At 71.8% G+C, this 22688-nt stretch carries 18 protein-coding genes; 10 read left to right on the top strand and 8 right to left on the bottom strand.

The features are described from left to right. Positions 1-7: 7 nt before the first annotated feature. Positions 8-1492 carry a cellulose binding domain-containing protein gene (locus Aiant_RS09880; protein ID WP_189336606.1) on the top strand — a complete coding sequence of 495 codons (1485 nt, stop codon included), beginning with the start codon at positions 8-10 and terminating at the stop codon, positions 1490-1492. A gap of 366 nt (positions 1493-1858) precedes the next feature. Here Aiant_RS09880 and Aiant_RS09875 read toward each other — a convergent pair whose 3' ends face one another. After that, on the bottom strand, positions 1859-3067 hold the full coding sequence (locus Aiant_RS09875; RefSeq protein WP_189336607.1) for a barstar family protein: 1209 nt from the start codon (positions 3065-3067) through the stop codon (positions 1859-1861). A gap of 75 nt (positions 3068-3142) precedes the next feature. On the opposite strand from Aiant_RS09875, the gene ald reads away from it, so the two are divergent. The 4 genes from ald to Aiant_RS09855 all read left to right on the top strand — a co-directional run bounded on the left by ald (position 3143) and on the right by Aiant_RS09855 (position 6886). Further along, complete coding sequence (gene ald / locus Aiant_RS09870) at positions 3143-4258, top strand: alanine dehydrogenase (RefSeq protein WP_189336608.1); 1116 nt, start codon at positions 3143-3145, stop codon at positions 4256-4258. Beyond that, positions 4255-5169, top strand: a complete 915-nt coding sequence (gene xerD / locus Aiant_RS09865; RefSeq protein WP_189336673.1) for a site-specific tyrosine recombinase XerD — start codon at positions 4255-4257, stop codon at positions 5167-5169. Before ald ends, xerD begins: the two co-directional genes overlap by 4 nt. A 100-nt stretch (positions 5170-5269) precedes the next feature. Further along, entirely contained in the window at positions 5270-6202 is a 933-nt protein-coding gene (locus tag Aiant_RS09860) for a ParA family protein (protein WP_189336609.1), read from the top strand. A 12-nt stretch (positions 6203-6214) separates the two neighbouring features. Further along, positions 6215-6886: a zinc metalloprotease gene (locus tag Aiant_RS09855; protein WP_189336610.1), complete on the top strand. Its 672-nt coding sequence runs from the start codon at positions 6215-6217 to the stop codon at positions 6884-6886. Between the two features lie 32 nt (positions 6887-6918). On the opposite strand, the gene Aiant_RS09850 is transcribed toward Aiant_RS09855, so the two are convergent. From Aiant_RS09850 to Aiant_RS09840, 3 genes are all read right to left on the bottom strand, one after another. Continuing rightward, positions 6919-7245: a hypothetical protein gene (locus Aiant_RS09850; protein WP_189336611.1), complete on the bottom strand. Its 327-nt coding sequence runs from the start codon at positions 7243-7245 to the stop codon at positions 6919-6921. A 17-nt stretch (positions 7246-7262) separates the two neighbouring features. Further along, complete coding sequence (locus Aiant_RS09845; RefSeq protein WP_189336612.1) at positions 7263-8792, bottom strand: hypothetical protein; 1530 nt, start codon at positions 8790-8792, stop codon at positions 7263-7265. A 164-nt stretch (positions 8793-8956) separates the two neighbouring features. Next, positions 8957-11716, bottom strand: a complete 2760-nt coding sequence (locus Aiant_RS09840) for an ATP-binding protein (RefSeq protein ID WP_189336613.1) — start codon at positions 11714-11716, stop codon at positions 8957-8959. Between the two features lie 152 nt (positions 11717-11868). Between Aiant_RS09840 and Aiant_RS09835 the strand changes: the two genes are divergently transcribed. Next, positions 11869-13065 (top strand): hypothetical protein, encoded by a 1197-nt coding sequence (locus Aiant_RS09835; RefSeq protein WP_189336614.1) that lies wholly within the window; start codon positions 11869-11871, stop codon positions 13063-13065. Between the two features lie 19 nt (positions 13066-13084). Next, positions 13085-14002, top strand: coding sequence for an adhesin (locus tag Aiant_RS09830; protein ID WP_189336615.1), 918 nt, complete (start codon positions 13085-13087; stop codon positions 14000-14002). Between the two features lie 734 nt (positions 14003-14736). Here the strand turns inward: Aiant_RS09830 and Aiant_RS09825 are convergent. The 4 genes from Aiant_RS09825 to Aiant_RS09810 form a co-directional block, all read right to left on the bottom strand. Continuing rightward, positions 14737-15438, bottom strand: a complete 702-nt coding sequence (locus Aiant_RS09825; RefSeq protein WP_189336616.1) for a DJ-1/PfpI family protein — start codon at positions 15436-15438, stop codon at positions 14737-14739. A 100-nt stretch (positions 15439-15538) separates the two neighbouring features. Beyond that, positions 15539-16522 (bottom strand): GlxA family transcriptional regulator, encoded by a 984-nt coding sequence (locus tag Aiant_RS09820; RefSeq protein ID WP_189336617.1) that lies wholly within the window; start codon positions 16520-16522, stop codon positions 15539-15541. Positions 16523-16587: 65 nt separating this feature from the next. Beyond that, entirely contained in the window at positions 16588-17994 is a 1407-nt protein-coding gene (locus Aiant_RS09815) for an APC family permease (protein ID WP_212847032.1), read from the bottom strand. Positions 17995-18040: 46 nt separating this feature from the next. Then, positions 18041-19648 carry an amidohydrolase gene (locus Aiant_RS09810; RefSeq protein WP_189336619.1) on the bottom strand — a complete coding sequence of 536 codons (1608 nt, stop codon included), beginning with the start codon at positions 19646-19648 and terminating at the stop codon, positions 18041-18043. Between the two features lie 62 nt (positions 19649-19710). Between Aiant_RS09810 and Aiant_RS09805 the strand changes: the two genes are divergently transcribed. The 3 genes from Aiant_RS09805 (at position 19711) to Aiant_RS09795 (ending at position 22648) form a co-directional block, all read left to right on the top strand. Then, the gene (locus Aiant_RS09805; RefSeq protein WP_189336620.1) at positions 19711-20313 is read left to right on the top strand and encodes a TetR/AcrR family transcriptional regulator; all 603 of its coding nucleotides are present in this window, start codon (positions 19711-19713) and stop codon (positions 20311-20313) included. Positions 20314-20395: 82 nt separating this feature from the next. Next, complete coding sequence (locus Aiant_RS09800) at positions 20396-21544, top strand: hypothetical protein (protein WP_189336621.1); 1149 nt, start codon at positions 20396-20398, stop codon at positions 21542-21544. Positions 21545-21565: 21 nt separating this feature from the next. Continuing rightward, the gene (locus Aiant_RS09795) at positions 21566-22648 is read left to right on the top strand and encodes an adhesin (RefSeq protein ID WP_189336678.1); all 1083 of its coding nucleotides are present in this window, start codon (positions 21566-21568) and stop codon (positions 22646-22648) included. Positions 22649-22688: the final 40 nt, after the last annotated feature.

Genomic DNA, 22688 nt, shown 5'->3' with positions numbered 1-22688 from the left:
ATCCCCCATGAAGATCCGTACGATGGCGCTGCTCGCCGCCGGTTCGCTGGTGGCGGCGGGCACGCTGCTCGCGGCGCTGCCCCCGGCGTCCGCGGCGAGCGCCGGCTGCACCGTCACCTATCAGGTCGCCAGCTCCTGGCCCGGCGGCTTCCAGGGCGACGTCACGGTCAAGAACCTCGGCGACCCGCTCACCTCCTGGTCCCTCGGCTTCGACTTCCCGGACGCCGGGCAGAAGGTCACCCAGGGCTGGAGCGCCGCCTGGAGCCAATCCGGCGCGCACGTCACCGCGGCGAGCATGAGCTGGAACGGCTCGCTGGCCACCAACGCGTCGGTGGGCCTCGGCTTCACCGGCTCCTGGACCGGCGCGAACCCGGTGCCGACCACCTTCACGCTGAACGGCGTGGCCTGCACCGGTGGGGTTTCCCCGAGCAGCCCGTCGCCGAGCCCCTCGACGACCACCCCGCCGCCTCCCACCGGCGCGGCCCCGGCTTTGAAGGTGAGCGGCAACACGTTCGTCACCAGTGCCGGCGCCGAGCACCGCCTGTACGGCGTCAACCGCTCCGGCGGCGAGTTCGCCTGCATCCAGGGCAACGGCATCTGGGACGGCCCGATGGACCAGGCCTCGATCGACGCCATGCGCTCCTGGAAGATCCGCACCGTCCGGGTGCCGCTCAACGAGGAATGCTGGCTGGGCACCCCCGACGTCCCGGCCGCGTACGGCGGCGCCACGTACCAGACCGCCGTCAAGAACTACGTCAACCTGCTGGTCCAGAACGGCATCACGCCGATCGTCGAGATGCACTGGAACTACGGCCAGTACACCGGCACCTCGTCCGGCTGCTCCGACGTCAAGGCCACCTGCCAGAAGCCGATGCCCGACGCCCAGTACGCCCCGTCGTTCTGGACCGGCGTGGCCACCGCCTTCAAGGGCAACGACGCGGTCGTCCTCGACCTGTTCAACGAGCCGTACCCGGAGCGGGCCACCGGCGACGCCACCAGCGGCTGGAAGTGCTGGCGGGACGGCGGCACCTGCGCCGGCATCGCCTACCGGGTGGCCGGTTTCCAGAGCCTGGTGAACGCGGTCCGGGACACCGGCGCCACCAACGTCATCATGATCGGTGGCCTGGCGTACTCGAACGACCTGAGCCAGTGGCTGACCTACAAGCCGAGCGACCCGCTGAACAACCTGGCCGCGTTCGCGCACATCTACAACTTCAACAGCTGTGCGAACGCCGGCTGCTGGAACAGCCAGCTCGCCCCGGTGGCCGCGCAGGTGCCGCTCACCCTGAGCGAGATCGGTGAGAACGACTGCGCCCACGGCTTCATCGACTCTCTGATGGACTGGGCCGACGCCACCAAGGTCGGCTACCTGGGCTGGACCTGGAACACCTGGGACTGCTCGACCGGGCCGTCGCTGATCAGCAACCACAACGGGACGGCGACCGCTTTCGGTCAGGGCCTCAAGGACCGCCTGGCGAGGGTGTCCAACTAGGTGAGGAGAAGGCGACCGGTCGCGGGGGAGACGGCACCCCCGCGGCCGGTTTCTCCACAGATGCTTGCTCTACAGCTGCTTTTCTCTACAGCTGCGCCAGGAAGTCCCGGGTGATCTGAACGGCCGTCCGGCCCCAGGCGTCCATCCGCGCGCAGGGCTTCGACGACTGGTCGGCCAGGAAGGCCAGCGACAGCTCGGCCCGCGGTCAGGTCCAGCTTGGCGCAGGGGGCGGGGGCTTTCGCGTACGGAGACTGGAAACCGGTCCAGAGGACCACCGCGACCGTGCCGGCCACCGCGAGGGTCAGCGCCACCCCGATGTAGGACGGGAGATGTCCCGGCCGCCGAGGCGGCGGATCCCAGACGGCTTCACCGTAACTCAACCTCGACCCCGTCCTCCGCCAGCCAGGCCAGCAGATGGTCCATCGTCACCGCCGGGCACCAGTCCCGCCGGTCGTATCCCGGCACCAGGTGCCGCCGGGCGACCTCGGAATCGTGCCAGATCAGCCGGAAGCCGGGCGCCGCACCCCAGTCCCCGAGCAGGCAGTCGTGCAGCGCACCGGTGTTCCACCCGAAGTACCCACCCGGCCCGTTGATCGCCTCGCCGATCGCGCAGTAGAACCCGTCCTCGTCGGTGATGTACCGCCCGTCCAGGTGGTACGTCCGCCCGGAGCGCCGGTCCGGCCCCGGCCGGTGATGCGCGAGCGCCGCCCCGGCCCACTCGTGGCGCAGCGCCGCCGGGAAGTCGGCCCACAGTCCCGGCTTCTCCGGCCGCCCCCGCCGCCACAGCTCCCAGATCTCCCGGGCCCCGGTCGGTCGTCCGCCTTTGATCGCATCCCCGTACGAGCTCTCGAACGTCACGTCGACCAGGGCGTCGCCGAGCACCGACGGCCGCACGTCGGCCACCTCGGCGCCCAGCCCACTGTCCAGCATGTGCGTGGCGGTCCCGTCGTCGGCCACGCTGTAGATCGACGCGATGATCATCCGGCGGTGCCGGGCGGCGCCCCGCTGCTGTGCCTCGATGGCCCGGCGCAGTCGCGGCTCGGGCCGGCAGCCGATCAGCGTCGCCGGTTTCGGCAGGGGCTGCGGCCTGGGCCGGAACACACCGGACACGTCCTGGCAAGTGCCGAACATCTCCTCGCCCTCGCCGGTGATGCCGGTCAGCACGTACCCGTCGGCCTCCGGCGCCCGGTCCGGGCCGCGCCGCCGCTTGCGGTGCTCCGGGTCGATCCGCAGCCGGCCCTCCAGGACCACGTCGTAGACCCCGTAGCCGGCCGGGCGGGCCGACAGGACGGTCAGGTCGAGCAGCTCCTCGGTGCACTCCCAGCACTCCCGGGGGTGCTTCGAGTCGGGCCGGTGGATGGTCTCCAGTCCGATGTTGCCCAGCCAGGCCGAGCCGTAGCCGTCGCAGGCCGCCCGCAGCCGGCCGGCCGGGGCGCAGCCCAGCAGCGTGTACCGCTCGACCGGCGGCTCCCCGGGGTCGGCGAAGAGACCGTCGATGTCGGCACACGCCGCCACGACCGCGTCGCCGTCGTCGATGTTCTGGTCGACGAGAAGCCAGGGGAAGCCGCCACTCATCGGGCGACCGTACCGGTAAGTCTCTTCTGGGGGGATAGCGAGTGGGTAGCGTGCCGGATAGAGGGGGTAATCACGGTGAAGGTAGGTATTCCCAGCGAGGTCAAGAACAACGAGTTCCGGGTGGCGATCACCCCGGCCGGGGTCTTCGAGTTCAGCCGGGCCGGGCACGAGGTGTTCGTGCAGAGCGCGGCCGGGCTCGGCTCGTCGATCACCGACGCCGACTACCGGGACGCCGGCGCCACCATCCTGCCGGACGCCGACGCGGTGTGGGCGGAGGGCGACCTGATCCTCAAGGTCAAGGAGCCGGTGGCCAGCGAGTACCACCGGATGCGGCCCGGGCAGGTGCTCTTCACATACCTGCACCTGGCGGCGTCCAAGGAGTGCACCGACGCGCTGATCGACCGGAAGGTGACCGGGATCGCGTACGAGACGGTGGAGCTGCCGGACCGGTCGCTGCCGCTGCTGGCCCCGATGTCCGAGGTGGCCGGCCGGCTCGCGCCGCAGGTCGGTGCGTACCACCTGATGCGGCAGGGCGGCGGGCGCGGTGTGCTGATGGGCGGGGTGCCCGGCGTGTACGCGGCCAAGGTGGTGGTGATCGGCGCCGGCGTGTCCGGGATGAACGCGGCCGCCATCGCGCTCGGCATGCAGGCCGAGGTGATGCTGCTGGACCGCAACATCGCCCGGTTGCGGGCGGCCGACGCCGACTACCGGGGGCACTTGCAGACGATCGCCTCCAACGCGTACGAGATCGAACGCGCCGTCCTGGACGCGGACCTGGTCGTCGGCGCGGTCCTGGTCCCCGGCGCGAAAGCGCCGACGCTGATCTCCAACGACCTGGTGGAGCGGATGAAACCGGGCAGCGTGCTGGTCGACATCTCGATCGACCAGGGCGGCTGCTTCGAGGCGTCCCGGCCGACCACCCACGACGACCCGACCTACCGGGTGCACGGCTCGATGTTCTACTGCGTGGCGAACATGCCCGGGGCGGTGCCGCACACCAGCACCTACGCGTTGACCAACGTGACTCTCCCGTACGCTCTGGAACTGGCCAACCGCGGCTGGCGGGACGCGCTGCGCCGCGATCCCGCGCTCGCCGCCGGCCTGAACACGCACGACGGTCACGTGACCTACGGACCGGTGGCCGAGGCGCACGGCATGACGGCGATGGCCCTGACGGAGGTGCTGAACTGAGTCTCGACCGGGCGATCCAGGCGTACCTCGACCACCTCGGGGTGGAACGTGGCCTGTCCCGCAACACGCTCGCGTCGTACCGCCGCGACCTGGACCGGTACGCCGAGCAGCTGACCGCCGCCGGCATCGAGGAACTCGCCGACGTCCGCCCGGCCGACGTCACCGGCCACCTGGCCACCCTGCGCGCCGGCGGGCTGGCCTCGTCCTCCGCGGCCCGGGCGATCAGCGCGGTGCGTGGCCTGCACCGGTTCGCCGTCCGGGAACGCCTGGTCGCCCACGACGTGGCCGCCGACGTGCACCCGCCGTCGCCCCCGAAACGCCTGCCCAAGGCCCTGGACGTGGACCAGGTGAACCGGTTGCTCGCGGTACCGGCCGGGGACACCCCCCTCGGCCTGCGCGACCGGGCCCTGCTGGAATTCCTCTACGGCACCGGCGCCCGGATCTCCGAGGCGGTCGGCGCGGACATCGACGACCTTTCTTTTGCGGAGGAGAACACCGCGATCCTGCGTGGTAAGGGCGGCCGGACCAGGCTCGTCCCGGTCGGCGGCTATGCCAAGAACGCGCTGGACGCGTACCTCGTGCGCGCCCGCCCGGTGCTCGCCGACGCCGGCCGTGGCACCCCGGCGATCTTCCTGAACGCCCGCGGCGGCCGGCTGTCCCGGCAGAGCGCCTGGACCGTGCTGCACCGCTGCGCCACCGCCGCCGGCCTCCCCGTCGACGGCCCGTACGCCGTGAGCCCGCACACTTTGCGGCACTCGTACGCCACGCATCTGCTCGACGGCGGGGCCGATGTGCGCGTGGTTCAGGAACTGCTGGGACACGCCTCGGTCACCACGACGCAGGTGTATACCCTGGTGACCGTCGAGCGCCTGCGAGAGGTTTACGCGACTTCTCACCCGCGCGCTCGTTAGAAGCTACGCATCCATAGGTGCGACACGCCGAACGGCTGACCCCTGTGGGACGGCACGTGTGGCGTACAGTCGGGCTTCGAGTCGGGAGGGGGCGAGGGCGATGGCAGGGAACGGCGACCGTGCGGAAGCCTGGACAACCGCGCTCCGCGATCAGCAGAATTCCCTGGATCTGGGCGCTGACCTCGGTCCTGCCGACCCTACGGCGTACACGATGCGCCGTCCGATCCCCGAGCCGATGCCCACCGACCGGCACGGCCCGGCCCGGATCATCGCGCTGGCGAACCAGAAGGGTGGCGTCGGAAAGACGACGACCACCATCAACCTGGGCGCCGCACTCGCGGAGTACGGTCGCAAGGTTCTGCTCGTCGACTTCGACCCGCAGGGCGCCTGCTCGGTCGGTCTCGGGGTCAACCCGCACAACCTCGACCTGAGCATCTACAACCTGCTCATGCAGGACGACGTCACCACCGAGGACGTCATCATCAAGACCGATGTGGCCGGCCTGCACCTGCTCCCGGCCAACATCGACCTCTCCGCGGCCGAGATCCAGCTGGTCAACGAGGTGGCGCGCGAGATGGCCCTGGCCCGCGCGCTCCGCTCGGTCCGCAAGGAGTACGACTTCATCCTGATCGACTGCCAGCCCTCCCTGGGCCTGCTGGCGATCAACGCGCTGACCATCGCGCACGGCGTGCTCATCCCGCTGGAGTGCGAGTTCTTCTCGCTGCGCGGTGTCGCCCTGCTGCTCGACACCATCGACAAGGTGCGCGAGCGGCTCAACTTCGACCTGGAGCTCGAGGGCATCCTCGCCACCATGTACGACTCGCGCACCACGCACTGCCGCCAGGTGTTGCAGCGGGTGGTCGAGGCGTTCGGCGACAAGGTTTACCAGACCGTGATCACCAAGACGGTGAAATTCCCGGAGTCGACCGTGGCCGGCGCGCCGATCACTACGCTGGATCCGGCGTCCTCGGGCGCCCGCAACTACCGTCAGCTGGCTCGCGAGGTCATCGCCGCCAAGGTCGAACGAGGGTAGGTTCCAGGCCCGGTGCTCTTCGCGCTCGGGACGCCGGTCGCGTTCGCCGCGCTCGTCGTCTCCTTTCTCTGTGGGTTGATGCTGCGCGCGGTCGCCATCCGGTTCACCGCGCGCACCGTCGGCCTGGCCGACCGCGGCGACCTGATGGCCCCCAACCTGCGCCGCGACATCGACCCGTTCGGCGCGGTCGCCGCCGCCATCGGCGGCATGGGCTGGGGCAAACAACTCACCGTCGACGACGTCCCCCGCTGGCGAGGCCGCGGCCGGGCCGCCGCCGTCTTCGCCGCCGGTCCGGTCGCCTGCATCCTGGCCGGCGAGTTGGTCCTGGCCGGCTTCGCGCTGTCGACCCCGGATGCGAGCCTCTTGCGTTACCTCACCGTCGGCGCCGTCCTGCACGGCATCGGCGAGACGTGGACCCAGCAGATCCTGCTCTCCCTGGGCGGCGGTCTGCTCGCTTTCGGTCTGCTCGCCCTGATCCCGATCCCCCCGCTGGACGGCTTCGGCATCCTCTATTACGCGCTCCGCCGCCCCGGCCACGGCATGCAATGGATGCGCCTCTGGTTCGAGCACAAAAACATCGGCGTCGTGCTGCTGATCGTTTTCAGCCTGATTCCCACCGGCTACCCGATCCTCCTCAGCATCCTCGACATCCTGGGAAATTTGTTCCTCCGCGTCTGGGGATAGCCCTCCTCCAGACCTCTTCCTCCGTCCGGTGCTCAGCCGAGGCGGAGGACACCCTCCACGGTCAGTCCGGCAGCCGCGGCAGCCGCGAGGATCTCTTCCTCGATCGGTGCGAGCACGTCCGGCCGGGCGTCGCCGTCCAGGCTGAGGTCCACTTCCCACCCTTCGCGGACGTCGTCCCGCAAGAGGCGGATCTGGACCTGGCCGTCGCCGACGGGGACCACTCGCCGGCCGAAGATTTCGTCCTGGTCGTCGGTGAACCGGCCCTCCGGGGTGAGGGCGAGACTCGTTCGCAGTGAGTGCATGGGTGCCTGGTCGAGCGGGCCGGACAACTTGTAGGCCACGGCACGGGAAAACGCCATCCTCGTCCCCTTATCTCCTAGAGCGGAAGTTTCCAGTCATCGTCCCGGTGATGTGCGGACATCCCATTCGCCGAGGTCAGCGACTTGTCCGGCGGGCCGCTCCCGGGGAATACCGCGGGTGCCACTTCCCGGTTGACCGCTGCTTCCTGGCTCCGGCGCCACGCCTGCAAGTTCGGGAATGCCTCATCCATCACGGCCTTTCTGACGAAGTCGTATTTCGGATGGAAGAGATCCTTGTCCGGGTAGTTCTGCTGCCTGACGGCCTCGGCCCGCTCGACCATCTGGTCGGAGGAGAGCTGTACGTCATAGTCGCTGGGCGGCTCGACTTCGCCACCGGCCTCTTTGACGCCGAGCTTGTTCATCGAGTCGAACGGGCGCTGCTGGGGTGGGATCCCGTCCCCGATCCACTGGTCGTATTTCGCCTGTGCTTCCGGGCTGCCGGCGAGTTCCGGGCCATCCCGTTCGGGGAAGGACTTGTGCCTGCCCGAGAAGAAGCGGGCCGACGAACCCTGCAGGCGAGCGTCCACTCCCGCGGGATCGATGCCGTCCGCCCGCAGCGCGTCGCTGAGGGAAGAGCGGAACTCGGTGTACTGCTCCGGAGTCATGCCGAGCGGAGCGGTACGGTCCGACCAGTTCTGCACCTCGTCGGGGGTGATCTCGAGGAACTGACAGTCCCTCGGAGTGAGCCGGCGCCCGGATTCGTCCGCGGGCAGCAGGTCGCGAACCTCCTCCCAGCGCGCATCCTCGTTCCGGTCCTGCGCCTCGTCGGTCGCGGGCTCGTCCGGGTCCGGGGCGGGAGGCCGCGAGTCGTCCGCGGATGCCGGGGACTCACCCGGCTCCGGGTCCAGCCCCCGATCCTCGGGCGCGAATGGGTCGGGGACCGGCCGTTGGTGCTCCTCCGCCGTCGTGGTGTCCTCGGGCGGGACCGCCGCCTCGCCCGGCTCCGTGTCAGCGTCGGGGACGGGCTCCCGGGCCTCCGGGTCGTCGGGCGCCGTGTCCTGCGCTTCCGGCATGCCGTACCCAGCAAGTGGCTCTGGAGGCGGCTCCTCATCAGCCTCCGTGGACGAGGCCGATTCGTCCGGCGGATCGGTGGGCCCGTCGCCCGATGCCGGAGGCTCCTCGGCCGCGGGATCAGTCTTCTCAGCGGCAGCCAGGGTCTCTTCGGCCGGTTCGTCGGCAGGCGTTTCGGGGCCTGCCGACGAACCGGCCGGCGCCGTGTCTTCGACCGGTTCGGGCGGCTCATCCTGGGCCGGATCGGCGGGAACGTCGACTCCGGACGCTCCGTCGTTGCTGGCCGCCGACGGCGTGGCGTCCTGTGGCGTCTGGTCCACCGGCTCGGTGTTCCCGGGATCGGGGACCACCGGCTGCTCGTCAGCGGGCCCGGCCGGGGTCTCCTGCGCGGGCTCGCTCCCGGCCTCCGGATCCGGCACCGGCTGCTGCTCTCCGGCCCCGGACTCCGGATCCGGCACGGGCTGCTGCTCTCCGGCCCCGGCTTCCGGCTCCGGCACGGGCTGCTGCTCTCCGGCCCCGGCTTCCGGCTCCGGCACCGGCTGCTGCTCTCCGGCCCCGGCCTCCGGCTCCTCCGCCGGGGCGTCCTCCGATCCGGAGGCCTCCGGCTGGGCGGCTTCCGGGTCGGGCGCCGGTGGGCGGTCGTCGCCGCCCTCGTCGCCGCCGGTCTCGACCGGCTCGGGAGGGACCTCCTGGTGTTCGCTCATCGTGCCGCGTCTTGCCGCATTCGCGTCAGGTGGTCTCGGTACAGAGCGCGCCAGCGGCCGGTGTCGCCGCTGTACGCCTTCTCCAGCAGCGCCACGAACACCGCGGTGCGCCAGTGCGGGTCGTCAGGTCCGGCTCGGTGGGGACGCTTCACGGCGCCCCACGACTCCAGCAGCTCGCCGGTCGCCTCCCACCAGGCGGGACGGTCGTCCCGCGCGGACGGCCAGGACTTCATCCGCTCGCGGAAGGCGGGTATGTGGGCCTCGGCGGCGCGGTTCGCGGCGTACGCGAAGGAACAGCGGACGGGGCAGATGCCGCAGGGCGCCTGGGGCGTCATGGCGGCCGAGGCCGCGGGGTTGCCGGCCAGCCACGCGCGATGCCGCCGGGTCAGTTCGTCGTTGCCGGCCAGCGGGGCCTCCGGCAGGCCGCGCTGGGCGGCGTCGCGGGCCCGCACGTCGTCGACCGCGACCAGCGCGGGACGGTCGAGGCGAGAGTGGAAAGCGAAGGCGGACATCTTCGGCAGAGCGCCCGCGTACGCCCGCTGGTCGTCGGAGAACCGCATGGTGTCGCCGATCAGGTCGCGGTCCTCGGCGGAGAGCAGCTGATGCATCACCTTGAGGTTGGTGTTCTTGTACGCGTCCGCGATCAGCTTCGACGGCGACTGTTCCACGATCACCAGGCCCTCGCCGTACTTGCGGTTCTCCGCGAGCGTGTTCGCGAACGTCTCGGCCGCCCTGGCCTGGGCGTCGCCCTGCCGGGTGTCGCCGCCGGGAGCGGGGCGCCCGAGCAGCCGGTGCGCCTCCTCGATCACGGTGACGTGGGCCAGCCGGGACCCCTCCCGGTGCGCCTTGTAGTGCTCGGTCATCGCGTTCAACAGCAGCGCCATGACCAGCGCCTGCTCCTTGGTGTCGTCGCCGATCGCGGCCAGTTCGATCACCACAGGGCGGCTGAGCAGGTCGGCGACCGGGAACGAGCGGGCCGCCGAGAGGGTGGTCCCGCAGGCGCCCTCGGCCAGTGACTCGGCGCGCAGCCGGGACGCCGCCAGGATGTTGGAGCGCACCTCGCCGGCGTAGTCCAGACCGTCGGTGACCTCGGTGATCGCCGCGACGAAGTCGGCCAGCACCGGCCAGGTGTCCGCCTCGCCGGCGATCTCCGCGAGATCGAAACCGGCTTTCTGGTACATCTCCCGGAGCGCTCGCGCGTAGATCGCCGGAAGCGGGTCCCACAGGCCGAAGGCGGCGTCGAAGCAGGCCCGCAGGTTGGCGGCGTGGGTGGCGACGCGCACCCCGGGCGGCACCTCGAACGGGTTGAGCCGCAGCGGCGCGGTGTGCTCGTCACCGACCGTGAAGATCAGCAGCTCCTCGAACCCGGGCAGGGTGGCCAGCCACCGGTAGTCGTCGCGCTCGGCGTTGACCGGCTCGAGCACGGTGAACGGGACGCGGTGCGTACCCCACAGCTGCCGCACGAACGACAGCGTCGAGTCGGTCTTGCCGGACCCGGTGGTGCCGAGGAACAGCGCGTGCCGGTTCAGGTCGGCCAGCTCGACGCCGAGCGGCCCGGCGTCCGGCTGTCCGCCGAGGACCAGGTGCGGCCCGGACGGGGTGTAGTCGGCGACCACGGCCGGCGTACGGGCGCGTACCGGGAAACGCGGGAGGGTGCCGTGCGCCGCGATCGGCAGCCGGAACGCGGCGGTGGCCTCCTCGGCGTCGACGATCCAGGTCAGCGGGTAGAGTGCGGCGCTGGGCGGGGCCGGTCCGCGCCACACCGGGTGACCGCCCCAGTCGCCGAACGACAGCGACCCCAGGTTGCGGGTGAAGATCTCCAGCTGCGGGCCGGACGGCCGTTCCAGGGTGTAGGTCGCCCCGGTCGCGTGGCTGGTCAGGTAGTTCTCCGCGGCGCCGCGCTCGCTGCTGGAGATGGTCGCGCCGATCACCGACGGCAGGTCGTCGCCGAGCGGCTGGGGTGCACAGACCGCGACCCGGATCCGGAACGCGGAGCCCTGGTAGCGGCGGCCGGCGTCGGCGTACATCTTCTCGGCCTCGACCGCGAACGCGTCCGGGGTGAGCTTGACCCGTCCACCGTAGAGGCCGCCGTGCTGGTACTCGCCGTCCGTCGCGAGCCGCTTGTAGTGCGACGCGGAGAGCGCGACCGCCTGGTTCAGCGAGCCGGGCACCGGCATCGGGTTGAGCCCGACGGTGACCACCACGGGGTGCGGGAGGCTGGTGATCGCCCGCAGCAGCGGCTCCCACGACCGGTACGTGCCGGTGAACGGCTGCACCGCGAAGTAGTAGAGCACCCCGGCGTCCGGCCGGTGCGGCGTCTCCACCAGCACCCGTTTACGCACCTCGACAGCGCCCGCCGGGTGCGGCGTGAACGGCTGCAGCGCCGCGTGCAGCTCGGAATCGGTCAGCGCCGCCGTGAAGACGTGCCGCGGCGCGGCGGACAGGCGGCTCGCGGCGGCCTCGGCGGCGGCCCGGGCGGCCGGCTCGTCCGGACCCCACACCCGGGTCAGCAGGTACGCCTCGAGCGTGGCCGTCTCCGGCCGCCACCACCAGCGCAGCTCGAGCGCCGCCCCGGCCCGCTCGCCGAGCTGCGCCGCCAGGAACGTGATCTGCTCGGAGATCGCCTTGCCGACCCGTTCCTCCTCCTTGAGCCCGGCGTACTCGCGCAGCTCGGTGAGGTCGGCCGCGGCCGTGATCCGCATGCCGGTCCACGCCCAGGCGCCGGACGGCTCGGCGGCCGTGAGCACGGCGGTCATCGACTTCCCCCGGTATCGATCACGCTGACGGTGCACATGACGCGACGATGCAACCACACCACGCGATCCGGCGGCAACGCCGGTCGATGGCCGTACCTGCGCTTGGTGTAGCGTTCGGTCACCTGAAATCACCATGGGGGAGACAGTCGGTGATGGATTCAGCCGAGGCATCCGCCACCGGCGTGTGCTTCCAATGCGGCGGCGGCGTCACCGCGGCACAGCGATCCTGCTCGTTCTGCGGCATGCCGGTGCTCCCCGAGATGCTCGGAGCGCCGCGGGAGAGCAGCCCTCCGCCGGGGATCGGCGCGGCGCCACTTCCCCAGCCGACGCTCACCCTCGGCACGGCCTCGCACGAGCGGCGGATCGGCCGCAAGCCGGTGCTGATCGCGGTTGCCGCGGCCGCCGCCCTGGTCCTGGTCGCGACCGGGATCGCCGTGGTGTCGAGGCTGACGGCGGACACCCCGAAGTCGACGGTGCAGGACTACTTCGATGCGCTCGGCGACGGCGACGCCGCCCGCGCGCTGCAGCTGGTGTCCCGCGGCGACGAGGTCGACACCGCGAAGTACCCGCTGCTCACCGACGCCGCGCTGGCCGATCGCGCCGCGCGCCCCAGTGAGGTCGAGGTCGGCGACGCCACCGAGGACAACACGATGTACGGCGAGGACGCCAGCACCGTCCCGGTCACGTACCACGCGCTCGGCACCACGGTGCAGCTGAAGGTCCCGGTCGTCAAGGCCGCGAAGGGCGACGGCTACCAGCTGGTCGCCCCGCTGGTCCAGCTCAGCCTGAAAGGCGTGGCCGGCCGTGCGGTCACGGTCAACGGCATCGCCCTGAGCGCCGCGAGCCAGGACGAGGTGATCGCCTTCCCCGGCGGGTACCAGGCCCAGGCCGGCGGCACCGCGCTGCTGGCCCCCGCGAGCGTGACAGCGCTGCCGGTCGACAGCGGATTCGGCTGGGAGTCCGAGCTGGACTTCGGCGACCCGCAGCTGGCGCCGGACGCGCACGAGAAGATCGCTTCGGCGGTGCGGTCGTCGATCGACCGGTGCGCGGCCTCCACCGAGGCGGCGCCCGCCGGGTGCCCGTTCAGCACGTACGTGGGCGGGTCGGATGTGTCGGTGCGGTGGTCGATCACCACGTACCCAGCGATCACCGAGGACGCGAGCTCGATCGCCTGGCTCGGCACCGGTGACCAGGTGCCGATCTCCGACGACGGCACCGGCAGCGCGCACTGGACCGCCACCTACACCGACTACTCCGGCGCCCGTCAGACCGAGAGCGGCGACACGTCCTTCCGGATCTACGGCTACGCGCAGGCAACCGGCTCGGACATCCGGGTCGCCCTGAACTGAAGACACGAGTGGAGGATTCATGAGCAGTCCCGGTGAGCCGCGGCAGTGGGCGACCGCCGGCCCCGGCAGTGGCGACGTCGCCTACCGCATGCAGGGCCTCAAGTACGCCGGGGTCGAGCTCGCCCTCGACGAGTCGGTCTCGGCCTGGGCCATCTTCCGGCTCTGGCTCGGCGCGGCCCTCAGCGCGTTCGTCGTCTGGCTGGTCTTCGCCTTCTTCGGCGTGCTGTTGGCGATCAACTCCGAGCCGTCGGTGTTCAGCGACAACTCCTCGGGCAGCGGCCTGTTCACCATCGGCGGCCTGCTGTCCTTCGCGGTCTTCTGGGTGGTGCTGCTCGCCTCCAAGGTCGACGAGCCGATCGCCGAGTGGAAGACGCTGGTCGAGGACCGGTACCAGGCGGCCGACTCGGCCTACGCGGCGATCTACGGCACGCTGCGCCGCCGCGGCTTCCCGCTGAACGCGAACGCGGTCCGGATCCGCGCCGACCTGCTGGCCCCCGAGACGGTCAACAACCGGCTGCTGATCCGGGATCGCAGCTACAGCATCTACGTCTCGGTCTTCCCGTACGGCAGCAGCCTCTACCTCGGCTGGATGATGTGGCGCAGTCGCCGTGGCGCCGTGCTGATCGGCCACTTCGTCAAGGACCTCATCGGCGGCATGCTCGGCCGTACCGGCTCGATCAACCAGATGTTGCGTACCGAGTGGGTCCGGGCGATGCGCGAGGCGGTGCACGCCGCCGTCCGTGAGGGCGCCGAGGTCGCCATGCAGGGTGTCACGGTGCCGCTGGCCGCCACGTTCGGCCATGAGGTTCCGGTCCAGGACCTGCGCACCGGGGTCGCGGCGCAGGGTTACGGTCCGGTCCCGAGCGTCGCCCCGATGCCGTCTTACACCCCGCCGGCGCCCAGCCACGGCCCGGACTCCGGCCCGGCGGGCTCCTGACCTGAACCGGCGGTGACGCGCCCGGCCCGATCGTCGGGCCGGGCGCATCCTGGACATCCTCGGCGACCTGTCCTGCGCGTCTGGGGATAGGCCGCTTCGTCCCCCGCGGCGGACGAAATATCAGGTCAACTTCTTCATGTACGCGCGTCCGCTGTGGTACGGATCGCATGCTCCCGCGCGGGCCGAGGCCGGCGATCTGGCCGCTGGCGCGTCCAGGGCGATCGCCGCCCTCTTCACTGTCCGCGGCTGGTTCCGGAGATCAAACCCGGGCTGGCGCCCAGCGCCCTATCCCCGACCCGGATAGGGCTCTGGGCGCCAGCCCGATATCTCCGGCTGGTCCTGGTGGCCCTATCCGGCCGTGGGATAGGGCGCTGAGCACCAGCCCGGGTTTCGGCTCGCGGTCCGGGCCGTTGTCCGGCCACCGGGACCAGCCCGGTTTCTGCGGCTGGTCCTGGTGGCCCTATCCGGCCGTGGGATAGGGCGCTGAGCGCCAGCCCGGGTTTCGGCTCGCGCTTCGGGCCGTTGTGCGGCCACCGGGACCAGCCCGGTTTCTCCGGCTGGTCCTGGTGGCCCTATCTGGCCATGGGATAGGGCGCTGAGCACCAGCCCGGTTTCTGCGGCTGGTCCTGGTGGCCCTATCTGGCCGTGGGATAGGGCGCTGGGGGCCAGCCCGGGTTTTGGCTGTTGTCTGGCCATCGGGATAACGGCCCGCGGTGCAGGGTGGGGGTTCGGGGTTAGAAGTGGTGGAGGACTCGGCGCCAGGCGACGGTGGCGGCGGCTTTGAACTCGCCGGGGGTGAGGGAGATCTGGCGGCCGAGGCGGGTGGCTCGGTCGAGGATTTCTTTGCGGGCCTTGGTGGGGTGGCCGGCGTCGAACGGGGGCTGGGGGTCGTACTCGACGTAGAGCTGGACCAGCTCGGCGTGGTCGCGGCCGGCTATCTCGCCGGTGAGCCAGAGGGCCAGGTCGAGGCCGGCGGAGACGCCGGCGGCGGTGACGAGCTTGCCGGAGCGGACGATGCGGTCGTTCGGGCGGGGGTCGGCGCCGAGGGGCTTGAGGGCGCTCTGGGCTATCCAGTGGGTGGTGGCCGGGTGGCCGTTCAGCAGGCCGGCGGCGGCCAGGATCAGGGCGCCCGAGCAGACCGAGGTGGTCCAGGTGGTGGTTTCGTGTACCTGGCGCAGCCAGCCGGTGAGCTGCTTGTCGGCCATCGCGGTGGCGGTGTTCGGGCCGGAGCCGGGCACCAGGACCAGGTCCGGGCGGGGCGTGTCGGCGAAGCTGTGGGTGACACCGAGGGCGAGCACACCGCTGTCGGTCATCAGCGGACCCACTTCCGCGCCGACGAACCGGAGTTCGGCGTCCGGGAGGAAGCGCAGGATCTCGTAGGGGCCGATGGCGTCCAGGGCGGTCATCCCGGGATAGAGCACGATGGCGATCTGCATGGGACCGATGCTGCCGCGCCTCGCTCCCTCGCGAAGGACCCGAGAAAGCGTCTGGTCCGGATCCGTGGCCGGCCGTGCCGGATTCTTGCGATCGGCCGGTTCAGGCGGATCGGGGGTGTTTCGGCTGGGGGGATGGTGAGGATCGGTAGTGCGAGGGCGGCATGCCGTAGCGGTCCGTGAAAGCCTGCCGCAACGACTCCGTGGAGCCGAAACCGCAGCGCCGGGCCACCGCCGCCAGCGGCAGCGCGGTCGCGGTCAGCAGGTGCGCGGCCGCCTCGGTGCGCGCCCGGCGGACATACTGCGCCGGGGTGAGCTGCACATATGCCTGGAAGAGCCGGGCCAGATGCCGCTCGCTCACCCCGAAGCGCCGAGCCAGCGCCCCGCTGCTGAGGTCGTCGGTCAGATGCCCGGCGATGTGGTCGGTGGCCCGCCGGACCACGTAGTCGTCGCTGCCGCGCCGGGCCAGGAACATGCTGATCTGCGCCTGCCCGCCGGGCCGTTGCAGGTAGGCGACCGTGCCCAGCGCCACCCCGCGGGCCACGGCCGGCCCGTTGTCCTCCTCGATGAAGGCGAGCGCCAGGTCGAGGGCGCTGGTCACCCCGCCCGACGTCGCCACGTGCCCGTCGCGGATCCACACCGGCTCCGCGTCCACCAGCACCGACGGGTACCGTCCGGCCAGCGTGGACGCGTACCGCCAGTGGGTGGTGGCGCGGCGGCCGTCGAGCAGGCCGGCCTCGGCCAGCACGGTGGAACCGGTGCAGACCGAGGCGACCCGGCGGGACAGGGCGGCGAGCCGGCGGACGTGTCCGACCAGGATCGGACTCGCCGCCGCCCGCTCGTGCCCGTTGCCGCCGGTGACCAGCAGCGTGTCGAGTGGCTCGTTGATCCGCTCCAGTTCCGCCCCGGCGTCCAGCCGCAGCCCGGAGTCGCAGGCCACCGGTTGCCGGCCGAGGGTGGCCAGCACGGTCCGGTACGGCGGGTCGGCGCCGATCCGGTTCGCGATGTCCAGGGCCGAGGTGACACAGGCGATGTCGAGCAGTTCCGCGCCGTCGTAGGCGACGACCACGAACGGGCGTTCGGACATGCCGGCCAGTGTAGAAAAGCCGGTCAGGAAAGGCCGGTCAGGAAAGGCGGATCGAGAAGGCCGGTCTAGGAAGAGGGAGAGGAAGAGGAAGAGGGAGAGGGAGAGGAAGCGGGAGAGGGAGAGGAAGCGGGGGAGGAAGCGGGAGCGCCGCTCACCTCCACGATCGGATCGGGCAGGGTCCACCGCGACGCCCGGCGCGGGTGGATGTAGACCGCATACCAGGCATACCCGGCGAGCATGATGGCCACGGCGACCACCACCGGCAGCACGTCCGCCCGCACCGACTCGTAGGCGACGTAGGCCATCGCCACCAGCAGCGCCACCGGCACCCACGGCCAGCCCGGCATCCGATACGGCCCGGACTTCCCCCTGCGCCGGACGACCAGCGCGGACAGCGCGATCACCACATAGGTGAGCATCAGGTTCGCCCCGGTCGCCAGCAGCAACGCGTCGAACGGAACGAACGCCGCCGCCAGCAACGCCAGCACGCCGACCGTGATCGTGGCGGCTATGGGCGTACGGAAACGGGGGTTGACCTTTGCCAGCGGCCTGCCGATGGCATCGGGCCAGGACCCGTCGCGGGCCGAGGCGTAGAGCAGCCGCCCGATCTGCAACATGATCGCGATGACGGCGTTGATGATGGCGACCGCGACCCCGAGGCTGACCAGGGTGTTCACCGTCTCCCCGGCGCGCGTGGTGAGCAGGTAGCCCATCGGGTTCCCGGCACTGACCAGCGCGTCCATGCTCGGCGTGCCGAGCAGCACGGCGACCAGCGGGATCATCTCGGCGGCCACGGTGATCCCGAGCGACACCAGGATCGCCTTGCCGATGGTCTTCCCGGCGTCGTGCGTCTCCTCGGCGAAGTAGACCGCGGTGCCGTAGCCGCTGTACGCGAAGATCGCGGTCGCGGTGTACGACGCCACCAGCCCCCAGGAGATCGCGCCGCCCGGCGTCCCGGCCGTCCAGAGCACCGAGATCGGCTGGCTGACGTGCAGGAACCCGACGGCGGTCAGGACCACCAGGGTGAGCACCTCCAGCGCCAGGAACGCCGCGACGACCAGCGCGTTCGCCCGGATGTTGCCGCACGCGACCACCGTGGCGGCGGCGATCACGACCAGGCCGATCGACTTGCCGCCGAGGTCGTCGGCGAGCACCGCGAGGTAGTCGCCGGTGCCCAGCGCGATCACCGACAGGGTGAGCACGCCGCCGGCCAGGGCCAGCAGGAACATCGCGAAGCCGGTGGCGCGGCCCAGGGTGCGGGCGGCGAAGGCGTATTCGCCACCGGTGATCGGGTAGGCGCTGGACAGCTCCGCGTAGCAGAACGCGACGAGGACCCCGACCAGCGCGGCCGCGCCGAACGCGACCGCTGACGCGCCGCCGATCGCGGCGATCACCGGCGGAATGATGATGAAGACGCTCGACCCGGGGGTGACCGAGCTCAGGGTGATCAGAATGTTGTCACGTAGGGACAATGATCGGGACAGTTCTTGCCGGTATGACGTCATGCGGGAATCCGATCTAGGCGGAGTGGACGATCGTGCCGTCGACCACGGTCAGGGCGGCGTGCTGGTCGAGCAGTTCGGCCGGGGTGAGCCGATACAGGTCCGCCGACCAGGCCACGAGGTCGGCGCGGTGTCCGGTCCGGATCGCGCCCAGCTCGTGCTCGGCGTGCCAGGCCCAGGCGCCGCCGGCGGTGTACGCCCGCAGCGCCCGGTCCAGGTCGAGGCGTTCGCCGGGCACCCAGGAGGTGCGCCCGTCGAGGGAGGCCCGGGTCATCGCGGTGTAGAGCCCGATCAGCGGGTCCATCTCGCCGACCTGCCAGTCGCTGGAGAACGCGACCGGGGCGCCGTCGTCGATCAGCGACCGGAACCGCCAGGCCCGTGACCAGCGCTCCTCGCCGACGTTCGCCATCCAGGCGCCGGCCACCAGGTCGGGGGAGCAGTGCCGGGGCTGCATCGCGGCGACCACCCCGAGCTGCCGGAACCGCGGCAGGTCCGCCGGGTCGAGGCACTCGACGTGCACGATGCCGTGCCGCCGGTCCCGGGTGCCGTTGCGCCGCCCGGCCTGCTCGATCGCGTCGAGCGCGAGCCGGATGCCGGCGTCGCCGGTGGCGTGCGTGTGCGTCTGGAAGCCCATCCGGTCCAGTTCGGTGAGCAGGTCGGCGAACGCGTCCGGGGCCAGGTAGGGCACGCCGCGGTGACCGGGCCGGTTGGCGTAGTCGTCGAGCATCGCCGCGGTGTGCGGCTCGATCACGTCGTCGGCGTACAGCTTGAGCGGGCCGAGTCGCAGCCGCCCACCGGCCGGGTGCGTGTCGACCGCCTCGCGCAGGTCGCGCCGGAACGCCGCGTCCGCACCGGCCGGGTGGAACAGCGCGGCGATCACCCGGCTGCGGAACCGGCCCTCGGCCTCGGCGCGGCGCAGCAGGCCCAGCTCGGCGAGCGGCACCTGCGGCTCGACGACCGTGGTGATCCCGCACCTCGTGGCCATCTCGGCGGAGCCGGCCAGTTTCCGGTAACGGCGCTCCGGGTGGTACATCGGGATGTCGCGTTGCAGCGCCGCCAGCCCGGCCGTGGTCATCGCGCTGGTGTAGAAGTCGGTGATCCAGCCGGTCGGCTCCCCGGTGTGCGGGTCGCGTTCCGGGTTGCCCCAGGCGATGTCCCCGCCGTCGGCGATGCCCAGGATCCGCAGCGCGGTCTCGTTGAGCCAGACGCTGTGCTGGTCGTACGTGGTGATGAAGACCGGCCGGTCGGTGATGCCGGCCAGGTCCCGGGAGTGCGGGCGGCGGCCGGTGACCACCGAGTACACCGCGTTCTCCGCGCAGATCCAGGCCAGGTCGGGCCGCTCGGCGGCGAGGCGGGCCACCCGGCGGCGCACCGCCGCCAGGTCGGCCGCGCCCTCCAGGCTGACCGCGTCCGGGTCGAAGCCGAGCAGCAGGTGGTTGTGGCTGTCGACGATGCCCGGGGTGAGCAGCCGGCCGTCCAGGCGCCGGGTCTCCCGGGCCGCGGGCGCCTCGGCGGCGTCGCCCACGAAGGCGATCCGCCCGTCGCGCACCCCGACCGCCTCGGCCCACGGCAGGTCCGGGTCGAAGGTGCGCACCCGGGCGTCGGTCAGCAGCAGGTCCAGCATCGCGCCTCAATTCTTTGACGATGGTGTCAAAGAATTGGGGTGAGGTGGGTTAATGTCAAGGGGTGGCGAGACGGAAAGAGCAGGAGGGCCGGCGGAAAGCCCTGGTGGACGCGGCCATCGCGGCCGGCGCCGAGCGGGGCCTGCGGTCACTGTCGCTGACCGACGTCGCGGCCAAGGCGGGGCTCACCCGGGGCGCGGTGCTCTATTACTACGCCGATCTGGAGGCGTTGCTGGTCGAGGTGCACAAGGCCGGCGTGGCCCGGCTCTGCGACGGCCGCGACGCCGAGTTGGCCACGCTGGCCGACGCCCGGCAGATGCTGGTCGCCGCGATCCGGGCCGGCCTGCCGACCGGGCCGGACGACGCGCTGATGCGGCTGCTCTACGAGTTCGACGTGCTGGCCGGCGCCTCCCCGCTGCACGACGATCTGGTGCGCGCGATGTATGAGCGGCAGCACGCCACCTACCTGCGGATCCTTCGGCTCGGCGAGCAGCAGGGCCACTTCCGGATCAAGGCGGACGCCGAGCAGGTGGCGATGAACCTGGTGGCGCTGGAGGACGCGTACGGGCTGCACATCGTCGGTGGCAACATCCTGATCGGGACCGAGCAGGCTGAGGCCGCGATCGTCTCGGTGGCCGAGCACCTCACCCACTGCACGCTCGGCTGACCGATCTCCAACCTGCCATCCGATACCGGGTGATTCGGGTATGTTTCCGGTGACTTGCGGTGACTGTCCGAGGAGTGCGGGCATGGAGAGCGTCCTCTGCTTCCACTGCGGCGGTGACGTGCCCACGGATCAGCAGTGGTGCGGCTACTGCGCCGCGCCGGTCGTCGCCGTCGGGCCGCCGGCGCCCGCGGCGCCCCTTCCGGGTCCGGCGCCGACCCGCACTTCCGGTTCTTCTTCGGTACGCCCACCGCGCGCCGCCCCGATCATCGCGACCGCGGCGGTCCTGATCCTGGTCGCCGCCGTCGTCGCGCTCGGTGTCGCCCGGTTCGCCGGGGACAGTCCCGAGTCGGTCGCCGGGGACTACCTCGACGCGCTCGCCGACGGTGACGCCGGCGCGGCGCTGGACCTGGTCGCGGGCGCCGGCACGTTCCGGGACGCCCAGCGTTACCCGCTGCTCACCGGCGCCGCGCTGGCCGAGGACCGGTACCGGCCGCGGGACGCGCACGTCGGCGACGCCACCGAGTCGGACCTGATGACCGGCGGGAAGGCGTGGCAGATCCCGGTCACCTATCGGGCCGCCGACCGGACGGTCAGCCAGGATCTGACCGTCGTCGACGCGACCGAGGGATACCGGTTGCAGTCCCCGCTGGTGCTGCTCGGCGTCGACGGGGAGCGGGGCCGGGCGGTGACGGTGAACGGGGTCGCGCTCGGCAGCCGGGACGCGTACGTGTTCCCGGGGGCGTACGAGGTGGTCGCGACCGGCAATCGGCTGCTCGCCGAGAGCCGGGTGACCGCGGTCCCGCAGCGCGCCCAGGTCCCGGTCACCGGGCAGACCGTCTACCTCGCCGGGGCCCGGTTCGACCTGCCGCGGCTCGCCGCCGGCGCCCAGGAGGACATCCAGGGCCAGGTCCGGACAGCGCTCGACCGGTGCGCCGGCAGCGCCCTGGCGCAGCCGGCCGGATGCCCGTTCGGGCTGAACATCCCGGGGACCGGCGCGACCGTGCGGTGGACGATCACCGGGTACCCGGCGGTCAGCGTGCGCAGCGACAGCACGTTCTGGTTCAACTCGTCGTCGGTGCAGCTCGCCGACGACGGCGCGGGAAAGGTGCACTGGAGCGTCGGCTACACCGACTACCGCGGGACCGCCAAGTCGGAGAGCGGCGACAGCGCCTTCCGGATCAACGGCAGCGCGCAGGCGACGCCGAACGGCATCCAGATCTCCCTCGTCTGACACGCGATCCCTGGAGGAGCAATGAGCGAGCTTGCGCGCGGACCGATGAGCACGGCCTCGCTGGGCCCCGGCAACGGCGACGTCGCGTACCGGATGCAGGGGCTGCGGCACACCCCGGTGGAGCTCGGGCTGGAGGAGTCGGTGCCGGCCGGGACGCTGGTCCGGCTCTGGCTGTGGGCGGCCGTCCCGTCGTTCGTCGTCTGGGCCGTCTTCGCGTTCCTGGCCCTGCTGGTCCACGTCGCCTCCGAGCCGAGCCCGTTCGGCGGGGACACGCCCGGGGACGGGGTGTTCGCGGTCGGGTCGCTGCTCAGCTTCATCGTCTTCTGGGTGGTGCTGCTGGCGGCCCGGGTCGACGAGCCGGTCGCCGAGTGGCGCACGCTGCTGGAGGATCGCTGGCAGGCTGCCGACTCGGCGTACGCGGCGATTTACGGCACGCTGCGCCGGCGGGCGATCCCGGTGGAGGCGCACGCGGTCCGGATCCGGACCGACCTGCTGGCCCCCGAGGCGGTCAACAACCGGCTGGAGATCACCGACCGTTCCTATCAGGTGCACGTCACGGTCTTCCCCTACGGCAGCAGCCTGTTCCTGGGCTGGACGATGTGGCGCGGACGCCGGGGCGCGACCCTGCTCGGGCACTTCGTGAAGGACCTGGTCGGCGGCATGTTCGGCCGGGTCGGCCCGATAAACCCGATGCTGCGCGGCGAGCGGGTGCGGGCGCTGCGGGAGGCGGTGCACGGGGCGGTCCGGGAGGGTGCGGAGGTGGCGGCGCAGGGCCTGGTGGTGCCGCTCACGGCGACCTTCGGGGCCGAGGTGCCGGTGCAGGACCTGCGGGCCCAGGCCGCCTACGGTCCGCCGCCCGGTTACGGCCCGCCCGTCCCCGGGCCGATGCCTTCGGGGTACGCCCCGGGCGCGTTCACCGCGCCACCGGCCGGTCCCACGCCCGCCTCTGCCGCACCCGCTTTCGGCATGCCGGCTCCGGGCGCGCCCGCCGAGCCGGCTCCCACCCCCGCCGAGCCGGCTCCCACCCCCGCCGGGTCCGGCGCACCGGAGCCGGACCCGGCCCCGGCGCCGGCCAAGCCGGACGGCCCCGAACCGCACGCCTGACGCGTGACCTTTCCGAGGCGCCATGCAGACGGCGTGGCGG

Source organism: Actinoplanes ianthinogenes (genome assembly GCF_018324205.1).
In the GTDB taxonomy this organism is placed as follows: Bacteria; Actinomycetota; Actinomycetes; order Mycobacteriales; family Micromonosporaceae; genus Actinoplanes; species Actinoplanes ianthinogenes.
The sequence above is the reverse complement of the archived record's forward strand: the minus strand, read 5'-3'. Positions and strand labels throughout refer to the sequence as shown.

Coding starts and splice junctions, on each gene's coding strand:
- Aiant_RS09840 (WP_189336613.1), bottom strand. CDS start 11,716: ATGACCGCCGTGCTCACGGCCGCCGAGCCGTCCGGCGCCTGGGCGTGG.
- Aiant_RS09835 (WP_189336614.1), top strand. CDS start 11,869: ATGGATTCAGCCGAGGCATCCGCCACCGGCGTGTGCTTCCAATGCGGC.
- Aiant_RS09860 (WP_189336609.1), top strand. CDS start 5,270: ATGGCAGGGAACGGCGACCGTGCGGAAGCCTGGACAACCGCGCTCCGC.
- Aiant_RS09810 (WP_189336619.1), bottom strand. CDS start 19,648: ATGCTGGACCTGCTGCTGACCGACGCCCGGGTGCGCACCTTCGACCCG.
- Aiant_RS09795 (WP_189336678.1), top strand. CDS start 21,566: ATGAGCGAGCTTGCGCGCGGACCGATGAGCACGGCCTCGCTGGGCCCC.
- Aiant_RS09850 (WP_189336611.1), bottom strand. CDS start 7,245: ATGGCGTTTTCCCGTGCCGTGGCCTACAAGTTGTCCGGCCCGCTCGAC.
- Aiant_RS09880 (WP_189336606.1), top strand. CDS start 8: ATGAAGATCCGTACGATGGCGCTGCTCGCCGCCGGTTCGCTGGTGGCG.
- Aiant_RS09800 (WP_189336621.1), top strand. CDS start 20,396: ATGGAGAGCGTCCTCTGCTTCCACTGCGGCGGTGACGTGCCCACGGAT.
- Aiant_RS09825 (WP_189336616.1), bottom strand. CDS start 15,438: ATGCAGATCGCCATCGTGCTCTATCCCGGGATGACCGCCCTGGACGCC.
- Aiant_RS09820 (WP_189336617.1), bottom strand. CDS start 16,522: ATGTCCGAACGCCCGTTCGTGGTCGTCGCCTACGACGGCGCGGAACTG.
- Aiant_RS09875 (WP_189336607.1), bottom strand. CDS start 3,067: ATGAGTGGCGGCTTCCCCTGGCTTCTCGTCGACCAGAACATCGACGAC.
- Aiant_RS09830 (WP_189336615.1), top strand. CDS start 13,085: ATGAGCAGTCCCGGTGAGCCGCGGCAGTGGGCGACCGCCGGCCCCGGC.